At 45.0% G+C, this 17,905-nt stretch carries 16 protein-coding genes; 4 read left to right on the forward strand and 12 right to left on the reverse strand.

What is annotated here, in order from left to right:
* Positions 1-55 precede the first annotated feature (55 nt).
* The 3 genes from ACUJFK_RS00580 to ACUJFK_RS00590 all read right to left on the reverse strand — a co-directional run bounded on the left by ACUJFK_RS00580 (position 56) and on the right by ACUJFK_RS00590 (position 2,548).
* A complete protein-coding gene (locus tag ACUJFK_RS00580) occupies positions 56-445 on the reverse strand; it encodes a DUF3703 domain-containing protein (protein WP_445425743.1) in 390 nt (129 codons plus the stop codon).
* A 427-nt stretch (positions 446-872) separates the two neighbouring features.
* Positions 873-2,057, reverse strand: a complete 1,185-nt coding sequence (locus tag ACUJFK_RS00585; RefSeq protein WP_445424681.1) for an IS4 family transposase — start codon at positions 2,055-2,057, stop codon at positions 873-875.
* An 80-nt stretch (positions 2,058-2,137) separates the two neighbouring features.
* Positions 2,138-2,548, reverse strand: a complete 411-nt coding sequence (locus ACUJFK_RS00590; protein ID WP_445425744.1) for a hypothetical protein — start codon at positions 2,546-2,548, stop codon at positions 2,138-2,140.
* Positions 2,549-2,891: 343 nt separating this feature from the next.
* Here ACUJFK_RS00590 and ACUJFK_RS00595 point away from each other — a divergent pair, with 343 nt between their 5' ends.
* A complete protein-coding gene (locus tag ACUJFK_RS00595) occupies positions 2,892-4,334 on the forward strand; it encodes an IS1182 family transposase (RefSeq protein ID WP_445425745.1) in 1,443 nt (480 codons plus the stop codon).
* A 272-nt stretch (positions 4,335-4,606) separates the two neighbouring features.
* Here the strand turns inward: ACUJFK_RS00595 and ACUJFK_RS00600 are convergent, their stop codons facing one another.
* From ACUJFK_RS00600 to ACUJFK_RS00620, 5 genes are all read right to left on the reverse strand, one after another.
* Positions 4,607-5,113 carry a hypothetical protein gene (locus tag ACUJFK_RS00600; protein ID WP_445425746.1) on the reverse strand — a complete coding sequence of 169 codons (507 nt, stop codon included), beginning with the start codon at positions 5,111-5,113 and terminating at the stop codon, positions 4,607-4,609.
* A gap of 889 nt (positions 5,114-6,002) precedes the next feature.
* Positions 6,003-7,445 carry an IS1182 family transposase gene (locus ACUJFK_RS00605; protein WP_445425745.1) on the reverse strand — a complete coding sequence of 481 codons (1,443 nt, stop codon included), beginning with the start codon at positions 7,443-7,445 and terminating at the stop codon, positions 6,003-6,005.
* A 160-nt stretch (positions 7,446-7,605) separates the two neighbouring features.
* Positions 7,606-8,022, reverse strand: coding sequence for a hypothetical protein (locus tag ACUJFK_RS00610; protein WP_445425747.1), 417 nt, complete (start codon positions 8,020-8,022; stop codon positions 7,606-7,608).
* A gap of 208 nt (positions 8,023-8,230) precedes the next feature.
* Positions 8,231-9,598 (reverse strand): TrkH family potassium uptake protein, encoded by a 1,368-nt coding sequence (locus ACUJFK_RS00615; protein ID WP_445425748.1) that lies wholly within the window; start codon positions 9,596-9,598, stop codon positions 8,231-8,233.
* A 27-nt stretch (positions 9,599-9,625) separates the two neighbouring features.
* Positions 9,626-10,279 carry a potassium channel family protein gene (locus ACUJFK_RS00620; protein ID WP_445425749.1) on the reverse strand — a complete coding sequence of 218 codons (654 nt, stop codon included), beginning with the start codon at positions 10,277-10,279 and terminating at the stop codon, positions 9,626-9,628.
* Between the two features lie 183 nt (positions 10,280-10,462).
* Between ACUJFK_RS00620 and ACUJFK_RS00625 the strand changes: the two genes are divergently transcribed.
* The 3 genes from ACUJFK_RS00625 to ACUJFK_RS00635 are packed head-to-tail and all read left to right on the forward strand — an operon-like array spanning position 10,463 to position 13,743.
* Positions 10,463-11,947: a TrkH family potassium uptake protein gene (locus ACUJFK_RS00625; protein ID WP_445425750.1), complete on the forward strand. Its 1,485-nt coding sequence runs from the start codon at positions 10,463-10,465 to the stop codon at positions 11,945-11,947.
* Positions 11,948-11,959: 12 nt separating this feature from the next.
* Complete coding sequence (locus ACUJFK_RS00630) at positions 11,960-13,036, forward strand: sensor histidine kinase (RefSeq protein ID WP_445425751.1); 1,077 nt, start codon at positions 11,960-11,962, stop codon at positions 13,034-13,036.
* Positions 13,037-13,068: 32 nt separating this feature from the next.
* Positions 13,069-13,743, forward strand: coding sequence for a response regulator transcription factor (locus tag ACUJFK_RS00635; RefSeq protein WP_445425752.1), 675 nt, complete (start codon positions 13,069-13,071; stop codon positions 13,741-13,743).
* Between the two features lie 360 nt (positions 13,744-14,103).
* Here the strand turns inward: ACUJFK_RS00635 and lepB are convergent, their stop codons facing one another.
* The 4 genes from lepB to ACUJFK_RS00655 all read right to left on the reverse strand — a co-directional run bounded on the left by lepB (position 14,104) and on the right by ACUJFK_RS00655 (position 17,891).
* A complete protein-coding gene (gene lepB, locus ACUJFK_RS00640; RefSeq protein ID WP_445425753.1) occupies positions 14,104-14,679 on the reverse strand; it encodes a signal peptidase I in 576 nt (191 codons plus the stop codon).
* A gap of 312 nt (positions 14,680-14,991) precedes the next feature.
* On the reverse strand, positions 14,992-15,159 hold the full coding sequence (locus tag ACUJFK_RS00645) for a hypothetical protein (RefSeq protein ID WP_445425754.1): 168 nt from the start codon (positions 15,157-15,159) through the stop codon (positions 14,992-14,994).
* Between the two features lie 152 nt (positions 15,160-15,311).
* Complete coding sequence (locus ACUJFK_RS00650) at positions 15,312-16,499, reverse strand: GGDEF domain-containing protein (protein ID WP_445425755.1); 1,188 nt, start codon at positions 16,497-16,499, stop codon at positions 15,312-15,314.
* A 336-nt stretch (positions 16,500-16,835) separates the two neighbouring features.
* Positions 16,836-17,891 (reverse strand): alkene reductase, encoded by a 1,056-nt coding sequence (locus ACUJFK_RS00655; RefSeq protein WP_445425756.1) that lies wholly within the window; start codon positions 17,889-17,891, stop codon positions 16,836-16,838.
* Positions 17,892-17,905: the final 14 nt, after the last annotated feature.

The raw sequence follows: 17,905 nt of genomic DNA on the forward strand, positions 1-17,905 counted from the left end.
TAGCCCAATGCTCAGCGAAGCAGGCTTTCGAACGTTTTGGCAATAAGATGGGTGTTTATGCCAATACGATTAAAACGATAACCGCGTAAATAGTCAGGCGTATTAAGACGTCCCGCCAAATGGGGCTGTCAGCTGGCAAGGGCACTGGCTTTAAAGCAGAGATATTCGCCCCACCAGGATTTCCCCTTGGAACCCAACCAAATATAAAACCCGGAACCGTTGCTATCAAACGGACGATCTGACCAATAACCTCGCGATTATCATTGCGTTTAAGCCCAATCCGCAACATCTGCCAGTGCGTCGCTATATGCGGTATAAAATATCTCTGCCCTAAAATATGCGCTCTTTCAAGAGACTTAAACGCATTGTCTAAATCATTGACTTGTTCAGCCTCCATGGCTGAGCGCATGCTGATTTGGTACTCATGTTTAATTTTTTTATTCATTTACTATCACTAAGATAATGAGTCTGCGAAAGAAAAGAGCAATCCTCGCTCGCTAAATAAGATACGCGAAGCATATCACTGATTATTAAATTAAAGCTTAACTTAAGTGTACTCTTTAGAGACTACATACATTAGATAATGATAAGACATAGATTCTATTCTGCACTTTAATGTGCATTAAAGTGCAGATCTTCAAATGGATCTGCCCCAAAGTGCATACCTTGTCACTGACATAGTTATTTTCGATACTGCTGTCACTATTTTAGTGAACATTAACAATATGTAAAACAACTTTGAATTGTGACTGATTAAACCAGTAATGTCAGCTTTTGGCACTAAGCTGAAATATTTACTATTTCCTTAATAAAGCTGAAGATAACTCGTGCAGCATACCTGAGGGATCCCCACAAATTTACACCCCATAGTATTAGCTCTTTGCCAATTTGATTAGCGCCCAGTCCCACTGTGCAACCCAGTGCAAGATCTGCTTTAGCCCTTGCTGATAATCGTGTCTGCGAATAGGCAGTTTCGGTTCCTTACAAAGCAGTATCCCGAGGAAGTTCAGTGCCAGCACTCGCCGATTTTTTACCGTATTAGCCTGATATCGCAAATGTAAGCCAGCCTTTTCACCCGCCGCACCCATCAGGTAGTGGAACCAATTTGCCAGTGCCGCCAGTAACAGCAATATACCCAAACGTGATTTGATTTTAGTGCCGTGCAGGTCGCTTCCTAAGCCATAACGTGAGCTTTTCTGGTCTCTGAAGCTTTCTTCAATTTGCATCCGGCTACTGTAGCACTTGGCGATTTTATCTGCGTAGCCATGGCAATCAGGCAAAGATGACACCAATAACCAAGGTTCTTTGTAAGACTTATTTTTGTCTCGCTTCAATAGCTTATAGCCTTTACCAACTAGAATCGCGCGGGTTTCATAGTGTTGCGTCTGAGTCAGCACGATTGCGCCTAAGTGTTTAGGGGTGGCGCGAGCTTTTTTATAAAGCGCATTTACGGTCATAAACTCTGTTTGCTCTGCCAGCTTAAGCTTCACGTTACCTCTGACTCTTGCGACATAATGCCAGCCTAATTTGCGTACCTGCTTAAGCCAGGGCACTTTAAAGCCAGCATCGGTGACGATAACAGGCTTACAGTCGCTAGGTAACATGGCCTTGAGTTGCTTTAAAAACGCCCAGTGCAAATGTGGGCAAGTGTAATCTTCTGCCGCCGCTACTTTTTGTAATAGCGTGAGTGCTCTGCCATCAACAGCGATGCTGGCTCGCAAAATAAAATGGCGCTTCGCGGTATCAGCGTTGCTCCAGTCAATCAAAATGAGCGGCTGCGTTTTGCTACTGACAATCAAATGAGTCATTGCCGCATAGATCAGAGGCAGTTCCCGTTGTAGATTGGCATTGCTGAGCAATCTATCCGCGCGCTTAATGCTGACTTTGTCAGAAGTGCCTGGCATAGCGCGACCAATCGCTGTGACGGTGCACCGCGCGTCTTTGGTCAAAGCTGTTACAGCATCTAATAACACCGAAAATCGGGTTTTATGCATCGTTTTGGGGGTGACAAATGCAAGGAAATCAGCGAGCATAGTTTTTACATTCATGGTGACCATCCGCGTTTTGTGAGTTTTGGCGAATGATCAGATCGGGAACCACCATGAATGTTCCCTAATCGCCTAACATTTTATTTTAACTAGAGAATTTCTGGGGATACCTCAGGCAGCATACTGTATTGCAATTCATTAATGCCAAATTTCTTTAGCGGAATTGTCTCGGTAATGTCCATACAACTCGAAGCGAAATGGAGTACTTTCGTGTCGGGTGATAAGTTGAAAGAAGAAATGTCTTCCCAGGAATAAGACTGAACCCCTGATACAGAATCACCAAATCTAATACCGTTGGCGCCAGTAGCAAAAATTCGTTGCTGCCGTAATCCGATTTGTATAGTGCTTACCAAAGCTATTGCTGGCCCCATAGCAATAACGGCAATCAATTTACCGGAGCCATGAAGCTCCAAATTAAGAATATCTGGCAAGTACCTGTAACCAATAAATGTCGCAACTAATATGACGATATTCGCTATCGCGATTTTTGCTAATTTCATGCCAACACTTTGACCGAGTTCTCGCAGTTCAAATTCCATTTTTAATAATATGTAATTGATTGATTGAGTAAAAGCAGCTTACCGAGTGTTAAGAACAACGTCAATTAGTGGCACTGACCTGCATTAACTACTCGGAAGCAGCTACGAGCGAGAAGCAGCTGTTCAGAACAGGCAATCTCGAAAAGAGAATGTCTACTTTGCCTTCAGGCTGTGTGAAAACTGCTGATCACCTTTTGGTCTAAGTAGCAGGTTTTTATGATCAATTATTCTTAATAAAACGCCCCAAGCCAACTGCTTGTTTACTAAAATTAATAGCATACGAAGCAATAGTAAGTGTGCTGATATGACCCACCATATAAAAGGCTCAGGCAGACATCAAGTAACATTGTTTCCTGAGGCACTGGATGATTTTGTTATTGAAAATAACCCTGTCCGAGTAATCGACATCTTTGTTGATGGTCTGCAACTTGCTTCTCTCGGCTTCGAAAATATTAATCCAAAACAGACTGGGCGGCCTGGGTATCACCCGGCCACCATGCTTAAACTGTATATTTATGGATATCTGAATCGTATCCAGTCTTCCCGCAGATTAGAAAAAGAAGCGCATCGAAATGTTGAATTGATGTGGCTGCTTGAGCGATTAACCCCTGACTTTAAAACCATCGCTGATTTCAGAAAAAATAACGGTAAAGGTATTAAGAATGCTTGCCGTGCTTTCATTGACCTATGCAAGCAAATGCAAATGTTCACTGATGTGATTGTTGCCATTGACGGTAGTAAATTTAAAGCGGTAAATAGCAAATCGAATAACTACACTCCGAGCAAGGTTAAAGGCCACATCGAAAGAATTGAGCAAAGCATCAGCTTATATCTGGATAAGCTCGATGATGCCGATAAAAAGGCAGAGCTTGAAGCTAACTCAGAATTAACAGCAACAAAGTTGGCATGGCTTCAAAAGCGTTTAGAAGAGTTAAAGCAAGTGCAGCAAGCCGTAGAGCAACATCCTGATAAACAGCTGTCATTAACAGATCCTGATTCTCGGCTGATGAAAATAAACAATGTTAACCGCCAAGTTAGCTATAACGTACAGACAGCAGTAGATGCAAAGCATCATCTGATTGTTGCTCACGAGGTAACCAATATCCCTGACCGTGGCCAGCTAACGACTGTGACCAAATTAGCGCAAGAGGCAGTGGGTAAGACTGATATTACTGTTCTTGCCGACAAAGGGTATTACAGCCGGAGTGATATTAAAGCGGCTCAGGACTTAGGAGCCGTAGCCTTAGTTCCAAAAGGTGATACCTCTGGAGCTGACCGCAAAGGGCTTTATAACCTCGCACTGTTTAAATATAACCAGGAAAAAGACATCTACATTTGTCCTGCGGGTAACGAGCTTCAGAATCGGTTTACCACCGTTGAAGATGGCTTAGAATTGCAAATGTACTTTAATTGTATTGCTTGTAGGGATTGCAGCCAGCGCGCCAAATGCACCACGTCAAAAAGTGCAGCTAGGCGGATCCGTCGTTGGGTGCATGAATCTGAAATGGAAAACATGCAGGCTAAGTTAGATGCTGCACCACAATCAGCTACGATACGAAAGCAAACCGTGGAGCACCCGTTTGGAACGATCAAAATGTGGATGGGTGCGACTCACTTCTTGATGCGACGATTTACCAATGTAAGCACTGAAATCAGCTTACACATACTGGCATATAACCTGAAACGGATGATATCGATTTGGGGCGTTGAGGGATTGAAAATTAAGCTAAAGGAGCTTTATGAATAGTGAATATTATTGCGTATAAGCCATTGTCAGTCACAAAGACCACTTGGGTATGTCGATTTAGTCAAAGCCAAATCCCCATAGAACAAAATTAAACTTTAGTTAGCCAAGTTGAGCGAAATTCTATTGCTGCTATGGAATAACTTGGTGGCAAAGCAGAAATTTTGAGTTTTTACACAGCCTGCCTTATGTGCAGACATTCGATTTTTCGTGAACCCTGCGTGTTACATCTAATTAGGCGCCCACATTCAATGTGCCAGTACAATGGTACTTAGCTACACTTCGCTCTCATCCGGGAAAGTTATTCCCATCCAAAGATCTAGACTTTTTTTTGTACGGGCTTTCAGTACAACAAAACCCATCTGCTCGTATACACGTTGCAGGTTGTCATGTCCAAGTTGTAAAGCGACAATAGACAAATTCACAATTTCGGAAATCTTCTGTGCTTGAATCATTATTTCAGCCAAGATCAATTCAGAAGCTTTGAAAGGTGAGTCTTCAAATGGTGTCCCCCTAAATTCTGGGAGTACATAGAGAAAGTCAATTACTAGCCAGTTGGATCTACTTTCAGGATTAGCTAACGACAAAGCATACAAACCTACTAGAAGTCCAGTATCTCCCATGGCATAGTAGAGCGTAAACTCTCGGCTTGAAGCACGGCGAAAGCAGTTTTCAAGCCAATCTCGTTCATAGCCGTTTAGGGGGTTGAATAGTCTAACCTCTTTGGAAACAACGCTCGGTAGACGAAACGATGTCGGTAGATTCTTTTTTTCAAACCTCATAAACCACTATTCAACTGCATGCTTCGTTTCCGCTTTGACATACTTGATCGCAGCAAATAGCCTTGGAGATATTTTGGTAGACTTAGCCCGTTTTATGGCTGCAGCAGAAAACTCTGGGATACCCACGTTCTTTTGCTGCTTACTTGGTGCTGATGCATTGTTCATTTTTCCACCTCTTCGTTAATGATATCACAATACTTTAGGCGATTGTTACTAGCTTTTAACGCTCACATTTTAGCACAGCCAACTGTGTCAGGGAGGTAGTATAGGAGTACAACTTAGGTCGGGAGGCTGTCGCGTTAACCCTCTCAAGAGCTAAAGGATATAGTGAACAATTAAGGCATAACAATTTCATCAAAAGAAAAATCCACGCTTTTAAGCAAGGCAGTCCTCTTGAGCTTTTTAACATCCTGCAACGCTAGCGTAAAAACACATGAATTTCAGGACTTTAGCGGCAAGAACAAATGTGGGCAAACCCGTAAAGTCATTTTAAATTATATATTTAAAATCTTTGGATTCACCGTACTGATAACTACAATCTGGCCAGTAACTCAAAAAGGTATGAATAGCGCTCGTATTTTTAACCTGTGGGCGATGCGAGAACATCTCAAAAATTTCGAGAGCTCTCTGAAGTGTTACTTAGCAAACGTCCGCTTTCAGTTAAAAGCGCCGATTTAATAAAATTTCAATGAATTTCCGCTTTTGGCACAGGCTGTGTAAAAACTCAAAATTTCTGCTTTGCCACCAAGTTATTCCATAGCAGCAATAGAATTTCGCTCAACTTGGCTAACTAAAGTTTAATTTTGTTCTATGGGGATTTGGCTTTGACTAAATCGACATACCCAAGTGGTCTTTGTGACTGACAATGGCTTATACGCAATAATATTCACTATTCATAAAGCTCCTTTAGCTTAATTTTCAATCCCTCAACGCCCCAAATCGATATCATCCGTTTCAGGTTATATGCCAGTATGTGTAAGCTGATTTCAGTGCTTACATTGGTAAATCGTCGCATCAAGAAGTGAGTCGCACCCATCCACATTTTGATCGTTCCAAACGGGTGCTCCACGGTTTGCTTTCGTATCGTAGCTGATTGTGGTGCAGCATCTAACTTAGCCTGCATGTTTTCCATTTCAGATTCATGCACCCAACGACGGATCCGCCTAGCTGCACTTTTTGACGTGGTGCATTTGGCGCGCTGGCTGCAATCCCTACAAGCAATACAATTAAAGTACATTTGCAATTCTAAGCCATCTTCAACGGTGGTAAACCGATTCTGAAGCTCGTTACCCGCAGGACAAATGTAGATGTCTTTTTCCTGGTTATATTTAAACAGTGCGAGGTTATAAAGCCCTTTGCGGTCAGCTCCAGAGGTATCACCTTTTGGAACTAAGGCTACGGCTCCTAAGTCCTGAGCCGCTTTAATATCACTCCGGCTGTAATACCCTTTGTCGGCAAGAACAGTAATATCAGTCTTACCCACTGCCTCTTGCGCTAATTTGGTCACAGTCGTTAGCTGGCCACGGTCAGGGATATTGGTTACCTCGTGAGCAACAATCAGATGATGCTTTGCATCTACTGCTGTCTGTACGTTATAGCTAACTTGGCGGTTAACATTGTTTATTTTCATCAGCCGAGAATCAGGATCTGTTAATGACAGCTGTTTATCAGGATGTTGCTCTACGGCTTGCTGCACTTGCTTTAACTCTTCTAAACGCTTTTGAAGCCATGCCAACTTTGTTGCTGTTAATTCTGAGTTAGCTTCAAGCTCTGCCTTTTTATCGGCATCATCGAGCTTATCCAGATATAAGCTGATGCTTTGCTCAATTCTTTCGATGTGGCCTTTAACCTTGCTCGGAGTGTAGTTATTCGATTTGCTATTTACCGCTTTAAATTTACTACCGTCAATGGCAACAATCACATCAGTGAACATTTGCATTTGCTTGCATAGGTCAATGAAAGCACGGCAAGCATTCTTAATACCTTTACCGTTATTTTTTCTGAAATCAGCGATGGTTTTAAAGTCAGGGGTTAATCGCTCAAGCAGCCACATCAATTCAACATTTCGATGCGCTTCTTTTTCTAATCTGCGGGAAGACTGGATACGATTCAGATATCCATAAATATACAGTTTAAGCATGGTGGCCGGGTGATACCCAGGCCGCCCAGTCTGTTTTGGATTAATATTTTCGAAGCCGAGAGAAGCAAGTTGCAGACCATCAACAAAGATGTCGATTACTCGGACAGGGTTATTTTCAATAACAAAATCATCCAGTGCCTCAGGAAACAATGTTACTTGATGTCTGCCTGAGCCTTTTATATGGTGGGTCATATCAGCACACTTACTATTGCTTCGTATGCTATTAATTTTAGTAAACAAGCAGTTGGCTTGGGGCGTTTTATTAAGAATAATTGATCATAAAAACCTGCTACTTAGACCAAAAGGTGATCAGCAGTTTTCACACAGCCTGGGCACTAAGCTGAAATATTTACTATTTCCTTATTAAAGCTGAAGATAACTCGTGCAGCCTACTGTATTGCAATTCATTAATGCCAAATTTCTTTAGCGGAATTGTCTCGGTAATGCCCATACAACCCGAAGCGAAATGGAGTACTTTCGTGTCGGGTGATAAGTTGAAAGAAGAAATGTCTTCCCAGGAATAAGACTGAACCCCTGATACAGAATCACCAAATCTAATACCGTTGGCGCCAGTAGCAAAAATTCGTTGCTGCCGTAATCCGATTTGTATAGTGCTTACCAAAGCTATTGCTGGCACCATAGCGATAACGGCAATCAATTTACCGGAGCCATGAAGCTCCAAATTAAGAATATCTGGCAAGTACCTGTAACCAATAAATGTCGCAACTAATATGACGATATTCGCTATCGCGATTTTTGCTAATTTCATGCCAGCACTTTGGCCGAGTTCTCGCAGTTCAAATTCCATTTTAAATAATATGTAATTGATTGATTGAGTAAAAGTAGCTTACAGAGTGTTAAGAACAACGTCAATTAGTGGCACTGACCTGCCTTAACTACTCGGAAGCAGCTACGAGCTAAAAGCCGACATTCAACAAATCTTTTGCGCCAATTAAAACATTTAAGCGTCCCTCTTATTAACCAACCTGAATTTTTGTCTCGGCATAGCGGCTTTTACGTTGTTTAGGGGTTGCCAGAAAATAGGCGAGCGTTAATGGCCCTAAACGACCGGTTATCATCAAAAAGATCACGACAAATTGACCGGGTGTCGACAACTCCGCCGTTAAACCGCGTGATAAGCCGACGGTACTGAGGGCAGACACTGCCTCAAAAGCAATATCCAGAAAAGGCGCACGCTCTAATGCTGTTAATGCGAAAATCGCGATAAAAACCAGAGCCAGCGATACGAAGGTTAAGGCTAATGCCCTTATGACTGTTTGATGCGGAATCGTCCGTTGAAGTACGCAAACCTCATCGCGCCGCCGCAAGAATGCATAGGTCGCCATCATTAACACTACAAAAGTGCCTAGCTTAATACCGCTGGCGGTACTGAGTGAGCCACCACCGATAAACATCAACAACAAGGTCAGTACATTGGTCGCGTCCGTCATTTGACTGTAATCAAGCGTATTAAAACCGGCAGTGCGGGGGGTAACCGCCTGAAACCAGGCCGCAAGTGCCTGCTCCGGTAATGCCATCGCGCCCAAAGTTGCCGGATTCTGAGCTTCTAACAGCCAGATCAAGAAAAAAGCCAGCAGATTTATGTAAAGACTTGCAAGCAGGGTCAGTCGAGTGTTGACGCTGAGCTGTTGCCAACGACGGTGCTTTTTCAGGTCAATCAGCACGGTAAAACCAATGCCACCGACAATAAACAAACCACTGATAATCATATTAACCGGAATACTGGCGGCGTAAGGCATCAGGCTGGCACTGTCCAGCGCAAAGCCGGCATTATTAAAGGCAGATATGGTATAGAAAAATGCATGATAAAAGGCAGTCGACAAACCGAGTTCCTGATACCAGACTATTGTCAGAAAGACGATGCCAAGTGCTTCTATCACCACAGAATAAAGTAAAACGGCTTTAGCTATCTGCGCAACCTGGGCCAGGCTGGTTTGATTCATCGCTTCCTGAGCAATTTTCTGTTGGGTTAAGCCAATGCGGGTGCCAAGACTGATCACCGCCACTACGGCAAACGTCATAAACCCCAATCCACCCGCCTGGATCAAACCGGCAATCACCAACTGACCAAACATCGTAAAGTGGCTGCCGGTATCAACCACTACCAACCCTGTTACAGTAACAGCCGAGGTGGCGGTAAAAAGTGCCTGTAATGGCGTCAGTGGTGCTGTCGTAGCGAGCGGCAGCATTAACAGCAAGGATCCTAGGGCGATCAGCGCCATAAAACCCAGTGCCAGCACTGCCGGCGGGCTTAATTTCAATCTAACCTGATTAAGAGGGCGAAGCCGCTTGTACGGCAGATTATGGGGCAACCAGTTTTTCATCGTCGTTATATCATCAGCTATGTCTGATTAGCTTAATTTGGGGGCTAATGACTTTAAAATGTCCAGACTACCCGCCAGTACCAGACTGTCATGACTCTCTAACATGAAGTCGGGCTGTACCGGCGAAAAAACCTTATCGCGTCGCTTTACCAATACGGCTTTGACAAAGGCCTGACCATCTGCGAGTAATTCCTGAATGCGGCTACCCTGCAAACGCGGGATAATATCGATTTCTACCAAATACTGATTCTGCCCCAAAGCAAGATATTGGTTCACCATCGGGTAGTTCAGCGCTTGCGCGACTTTGACACCCATTTCCTCCTCTGGATGAATGATCCGGCTGACACCCAGCCGAGTCAGAATAGTGTGATGCGCTTTCGAGGTGGCTTTTACCCAAATCTGACTTACCCCGAGATTTTTCAGATTGAGCACACACAAAATGCTTGCCTCGAGATTTTCGCCGATGGCAACGAGCGCCGCATCACAACCTGGGATATCCAGCTCAGCTAAAGCCTGCTCGTCCGTAGCATCTGCTATCACAGCATGACTAAGGTGGTCGGCCAGCCGGTTGATAAACTTTACGTTACTATCAATCCCAATGACCTGATGTCCAAGCCGCATCAGTTCTAGTGAAGCGGCAGAGCCAAATCGGCCCAGACCTATTACAGCAAATTTTGACATTATCGCTTTTTTCCCGGTTGGAAATTGACAGCATTAAAGACACTAAAGCTCTGAATGTCAGCCCTTGGCGGCGAAATTTTATAAAATCTTTATAGGCGAGGCGCTAATCTTTAGAAAAGCTTTACAGCAAGCCTTCTCTGCGCCGGATAAGCTAAAAACTGATCCAGATAACTGTTGTAGTTTATGTCGACATATTCCTATTCTTTTGCCGATCGCCAGACCCACACCCAGCATTTTTTCTACCGGGTATTGGGCTATTTATTGGTGAGCCTTAGCGCAGCGCAGTTAGTAACGATGATGGTCAGCTTCAGTTTTGCCGAGCGGGAGTTCTGGAATTTTCTGCTTTCTGCCGTTGTAACTGTGATCATCGGAGTGTTGCTAGTCATGCTATCCGGTGGTGCTGTGCATCTGAAAAAACGCTATTTATTCTTATTAACGACACTATGCTGGCTAAGTATTTGTATTTTTTCTGCCTTGCCGTTGTATCTGAGTATTCCAGGATTAAGCGTTACCGATGCCTGGTTTGAGACGGTCTCGGCTATTACCACCACCGGCTCTACGGTATTAAGCAATCTGGATACGATGTCTAAGGGCGTGCTGTTCTGGCGGGCTATGCTGCAATGGATTGGTGGCATCGGTATTATTGTGATGGCGATTGCCATCTTACCGGCGTTAAAAATTGGCGGCATGAAGCTGTTTAAAACAGAAAGCTCTGATATCTCAGAAAAAATACTGCCGCGTAGTAGCAGTTTGTCGAGCTATATTTTATTGGTTTATCTGACGATTACGCTGGCTGCTAGTCTGAGTTACAAACTGGGGGGCATGTCCTGGTTTGATGCCATCACTCATGGCATGACTTCTTCCGCCACCGGCGGTTTTGCCAATTACGACGCTTCCTTTGGGCATTTTAATACTAAACCTTGGCTGCTCTGGTTGGCCAGTTTGTGGATGACGTTAGCGGCCTTACCTTTTGTGCTCTTTGTCGGCATGGCCAAAGGCGACAAGTGGGCTTTGCTGCGCGATCCGCAGGTTAAAGCCTTTTTAGCGATAGTCGTGATGGTGGCATTGCTGTTAAGCCTTTATCAGGTATGGCATCATCAGCGCCCTTGGTGGGATGCGCTGACGCACAGTGTATTTAACGTAGTGTCGGTCATTACTACTTGTGGCTATGCCTCTGAAGATTACACGCTTTGGGGCAGTATGGCAGTGGTTTTGTTTTTTTATCTAACATTTTCCGGCGGCTGCTCGGGTTCAACTTCAGGAGGTCTAAAGATTTTTCGTACGCAGCTAGCGGGATACTTATTGATAAAGCAATTTAATCTTCTCATCCATCCCAATGCGGTTTGGGTTCAGAAGTATGGATCTAAAAAAGTCGATGATAGCCTGCTGGGCGCAGTGCTGGCTTTTGCTTTTATCTATTTTGCCACCATCGCTGCGCTGGCATTGGTGTTATCGATGTTTGAACTGGATCTGGTCACAGCCTTAACCGGGGCGGCTACGGCGGTAAGTAACGTTGGACCTGGGATGGGCGAGATTATCGGCCCGGCCGGTAACTTTGCCGGCTTACCCGACGGTGCAAAGTGGAGCCTGACCTTTGGTATGTTACTGGGCAGACTGGAGATTTTAACTATGCTATTGTTATTTACGCCCATGTACTGGCGTTATTAAGTTGAACTTATTATGAAGAATCGTTCTGCACAGCGTGTAAGCTGGTGGCAACTTGTGCTGCTTACGCTGGTCATGCCAGTTGTTATTGCCTTGCTGTTATTGCCGGCACGGATGATGGCAACCACAACCGATGTCGTTATGTTACAGCTGTTGTGGGTAACCTGGGTGGCCCAATATGCGGGACAACGCTGGGCCATTATTTGTACCTTTATCAGTGTGCTGTTGCTAAATTTTCTCTTTGTTGAGCCTTACTACACCTTATTTGTACATCAAGGCAATTACTTGATCACCTTCGTGGTAATGCTGTTGTTGGGTATTTTTATTGCCCGTTTATCTGGCCGGCTGCGTTTCGAACTGGTCCGCGCCAAAAAACACTTGCGCCAACGCCAATTACTGGCGGGTAAGGCCCGGCAAGCAAGAATGCAAGCCGAGCTTGAGCATAGTCGCGCCATGATGTTGCGCTCCTTATCGCACGATTTACGTACTCCACTGGCAACCATTATGGGCGCTTCCAGCATGCTAGCCGAGCAAGATGTGACGCTTACTGCCGAGCAGATCCGTGAACAGGCAGGTCATATTTATCGCCAAGCCAGTTTGTTGAATGCGCATTTCGATAAAGTGATGGAGTTAAGCCGTGTGCAGCAAATGCAAAGCTCTGTGGTGTTGGCTGCCCACAGTATCAACGATATCATCTCTGCTGCGATCGCAAGGCGAGCGATGCTGTTAGCAGAACAGCAGTTCGAGATACAGTTAGCTGCCGCAGACAGTATTGCCGATGCGACCTTACTGGAAATTGCACTAGCCAATATGCTGGAAAATGCAGTTAAGTATGGTAAGCCACCGCTGCAAATCACCTTTATGCGGCAGGCGGGAAACTATCGATTGCAGGTGATAAATCCGGTCGTCAGCGAGCGCAAGGCGCAGCGTGATAGTAGTAGTGGCCTAGGTACCGCGATTTGTAAAGCGGTGATGCACCTGCATCAAGGCCATTTTACTGCGGCTGTCGCCGAGAATGGGTATTTTACGGCTAGCCTGAGTTGGCCTGAGCATCCGCTGGATCATGAGCAACCTGAGCGAACAGATGTCTAAGTATGTCCGTATCACCCCACAAGGAGTTGTCTTTGGCTGAACGAATCTTGGTGCTGGAGGATGATCCGGCGATGCAAAGTTTTCTCACTACCTTGCTGAAAACCAAAGCCTATCAACCGGCGAGTTTCGATCAAGGTTTGCCGGCGCTGCAGTATTTAGTGCAGCAAAGCGTGGATTTGATCTTATTGGACTTAGGGCTGGCAGATATGGATGGTCAGCTCTGGTTAGAGCAATTACGCAGCTGGTCTGATACGCCTGTTATTGTGATTTCGGCGCGACAAAGCGAGCAAGACAAAGTAAAGGCACTGGACAACGGCGCTAATGATTATGTGACAAAACCCTTTAGCTCGGCCGAGTTATTAGCCCGGATCCGGGCTAACTTACGCCAAAGCATACCTTCGCAGCAGGTATTTAGTTTTGGACAGATCCAGGTTGACCCGGTACAACGCAAAGTTAGTCGGGCAGAGCAGGATATTCATCTTACCAAAACCGAATATGATATTTTGCTGTTGTTACTAAGGCATGCGGACAGGGTGCTAACCCATAATCAAATTCTCAGCCAGGTCTGGGGCGCGGTCTATATCGACAGGCCTGAATATGTGCGGGTGCATATAGGGCAATTACGGCAGAAACTGGAAGAGCTGCCGGCAGCGCCCCGTTACCTTAAGACTGAGCCTGGTGTCGGGTATCGCCTGACACTGGGCTAACACTATGACTGAATATAAGAATTGTCGTCTGTCTGAGAGCAGAGCATGAAAATTTGACTGTTAGCGGTGTTGTTACTTGTTATCTTGTCGACCTTTGAGCGAGCCGACTGAACATCGTTGGCCAACGTTTTAAGAAAACGGGTGTTTGAGTGCGGCGACGAAGCATAGCGCGAGTTACGTTTTCGCCTTGGACAACGCATGAGCAGTTGGGCTTTCGAGCGGCGTGGGGTTGCATTTTCTTTGGATAATTTCTTTTGACGACGCAAAAGAAAGTATCTCGCCAACGGCGAAAACGTTAAGCTCTGAAAGCTCGGCATCTGATAGCATTCAGCAAAAAAATGCTTCAATTAAAGTCATAGTCTAAAAACTTTCGTCAATAGAAAAACTGTTAAACCCATATCTTGCACCATATTTATAAATAATTTCTCCTCGAATATGTGTAGCTTTAATTGGCCCAAAGTGCCTCGAATCTATACTTGCAACTGTGTTGTCGCCAAGCACAAAAAATTCATCCGTTCCTAAAGTGAAGTTGTGATTTCTTGACGAGCAAACAAGACCCTCATTAATATGATCACCAATCCAATCATTCGCTAGCGAATAGTGGTAGTTGTTAACATAAACTGAATTATTACAAATATGTATTTTATCCCCGGGTAAACCATATAGACGTTTTGCGAAATCCCGCCCGTCATCAAGCTGAAAATGGATGAAAACACCTCTTCTCACACTCATAAACATTGGTGACACCATCAGATAGTCACCATCATTCACTGTTGGATAACTAGAGAGCCCAGTAGCATAGGTTGTATAATACCCATTAATTCCGCCCACCCTGATTGAATAAAATAGTATCATGAGCGCGGTTATTGAATAGATAACGCCAAGTGACCTTCTTTTTTTAAATACAGCGAAGCTCTGCATAAAAGCTAAAATCATTAACAACACTGCTGATAAAAGCTCATAAAGAAAACCAAAGTAAATAACGTAGCTATGAAGCATGTAGGAGCATGTAGGAGCATATAGTAAAGAAAGTTAAGTTAAAAAAAACAAATTTAAGATTTCTTGTCTCTTTCACTCAGCGTTCCTTTATATTTAAAAACCTTGCCATTGGTACAATAAATTACGATCCAAAAAGCTTCGGGAAAAGCTTCGGAGTCAGATACCGATAGCCTGATCAGCTAATCGCTACAGTACTTGGCGTTTAACGAGACCTCATCAGATGGCTTCCGATGAATCTCACAATCGAATTTAATTTTTCTTTAGTAGCGTTGCGAAAAGTATGTAAAACACTGTGGCGATTACCGCCATCAACGTGGCCTTGATACCTAATGTCATCTCTGGGGAAACCGCATTTAACAAAAAGTATGAAGCGGTTATGGCAAGTGCAGTAAGTATGGCGAGTAAATTTTTTTTCACAGTATATTCCCCCTACTTAAGGTTCAGGTGTTACCACCTGGAAGTTGACAGTTTAGACTGTAAATTCGTCACCGACTTGAAAAATTTGCACCCTAAGCAACTGCAAGTTAAACACTCAGCTTCAAACAAAACAATGTCTTATACCGCTGTTATCAGCTAGCAAACGCCACTTTATTACGCCCGGCTTTTTTCGCTTTATACAGGGCTTCATCGGCGCGTTTTAGTAATTGCTCGGTACTTTCACCGCTATTGCGCAAGGCGCAACCTAAACTGATGGTGACATGCACGGTTTTGTTTGCTGCGGCACTGCCGCGTTGTTGCTTGCCATCTTTACTGTCGGAGGGTCGCTGTTGCTGACGGATCACCAATGGATACTCTGCCACGGCTTCACGCACTTGCTCTAGCTTTTCAGCCAGCTTTTGTTGATTGTTATGATGAAACACCAAGGTAAATTCTTCGCCGCCATAACGATAAGCCGTTAAACCCGACTGATTTGCCAAAATCGAGCCAAGCAACTTAAGCACCTGATCGCCCACGTCATGGCCATACGTATCGTTAAACTTTTTGAAGTGATCAACGTCTAGCATGGTCACCGCGCTGCGTTTACCTAAGCGACTTAAGTGGTTCAGCAGCGCTCGCCGCTGAGGTAATTGGGTCAGTTCATCAATATAAGCTAAGTGCAGCATCTGACTGGTTAAACTGAGCAGCAAACTTAAACCTGCCGCCAGAGTGACCCAACCGGCGGCTTGCTCAAACAAGATAAAGGGATAACACAGCATCAGCGCTAACCACGCCGCAAACTGCCCCCAACGCTGGCCATTAGCACTATGATAACTGAGCATGCTTAACCAGCCCGTCGCCACTAAGGCCATCCACCAAAGGGTGCCCCAATTAATAGCAACGCTGTCAGAAACCGGCTTTAAAAACGTTTCCGGCAGGGATAACTGCGTCACAATATCAGCAAGCGGTAATACCAGCATGGCGGGCGGTGCAAACAGTATGACAAGCAGCAGGAACACGCCTGATAGCGTGCTAGGTTGTGGTTTAGGTTTTAATTGCAGTAACACAAATAACAGGGTGATCAGCAAGGGCAGAAACATCGTTATTGCTGCAAGTTGCTCACTGGTCAGCGCCATTTCAACCACATAATAATGACTAGCTAACAACACGGCACTGTACAACCAATGCCATTGGCGCATTAGCACCGCCAACCCTGCGGTTAACAGCAGCATCGCATACACCAACACAGGAAATAGCTGGCTGATCGCCTCAGCCTGTGGCGCAAACTGCCAGTGCACCAGTAACAACATAAAAATGGGTGATAACAAAAATAACGGCATTAACAGTAAACCCAGATCAGGGTGCGAAGCGCACAGCAAAAACTCTTCGGTGCCTTAAATAAGGCCATTGGTTGGGTGAGCCTTAGCCAACCGCTACCCTGCCTGATTTATACAGTTAGTCATAAAAAGCCGCAAGCTTTCCGAAGAATGCTGGCAACATTTTGACTCTCATTAAGATTTAGCAAGGTCTAAAGCCGTTATTTGCACTCATTGAGTAACACATGCGCTTAACACGCCCTCTGCAATAGCGATAACCCTAACGTAGCTGAACATAATAAAAAAGAGCAGTGCCATTGTGGCAACTGCTCTTTATTCCCAGCCTAACGTGAGGGCTAATTACTGAGGTAGAAACGGATAATCCGTGTAACCCTCTACACCACCGCCATAAAACAAATCAGGCTTAGCCTCATTCAGTGGTGCATCTTGCTGCATGCGCGCCACCAAATCCGGGTTAGCAATGTAAGGCACACCAAAGGCCACCGCATCGGCAATGCCCTCAGCCAAGGCTTTATTTGCAGCCGCCTTATCAAACTTCTCATTATTAATATAAACACCGCCAAAGAGCTGTTTTAGCTTAGGCCCCAAGCTATCGGCTGCTTGTGCTTCGCGACTACAGATAAAGGCAATACCACGCTTACTTAATTCGCTGGCAACGTAGCCAAAGGTATCGGCACGCTGCGAATCGCCCATATCATGTGCATCTGCGCGCGGTGCTAAATGCATACCCACACGCCCTGCGCCCCACACTTCAATTACGGCATCGGTCACTTCTAACATCAATCGGGCACGGTTCTCTACGCTGCCGCCGTAGTTGTCGGTACGCTTGTTAGTGCTGTCTTGTAAAAACTGGTCCAGTAAATAACCGTTGGCGCCGTGAATTTCTACGCCGTCAAAACCCGCTAACTTCGCGTTTTCAGCACCTTGGCGGTAGGCTGCTACAATATCCGCCAACTCTGCGGTTTCCAGCGCGCGTGGGGTGACATAATCTTTTTTCGGGCGCATTAAGCTAACATGCCCTTTAGCAGCAATGGCGCTTGGCGCTACCGGCAGTTCACCATCTAGGTAATGCGGGTCAGAAATACGCCCCACATGCCATAATTGCAGCATAATTTTGCCGCCGGCCTGGTGCACAGCGGAAGTGATTTTGCGCCAGCCAGCCACTTGCTCTGCTGACCAAATACCAGGCGTATCAGGATAGCCCACGCCCATAGGCATTACTGAGGTTGCCTCGGTTAAAATTAAGCCCGCACTGGCGCGCTGTGTATAGTATTCCACCATTAAATCATTGGGTACGCGTCCGGCACTGGCGCGACAGCGCGTCAACGGTGCCATAATAATGCGGTTTTTTAGCTGTAAATCGCCCACTTGAATAGGATCAAATAAGGTTGGCATAGTGTTGTCCTGTA

It is taken from the genome of Alishewanella sp. HL-SH06 (assembly GCF_052656265.1).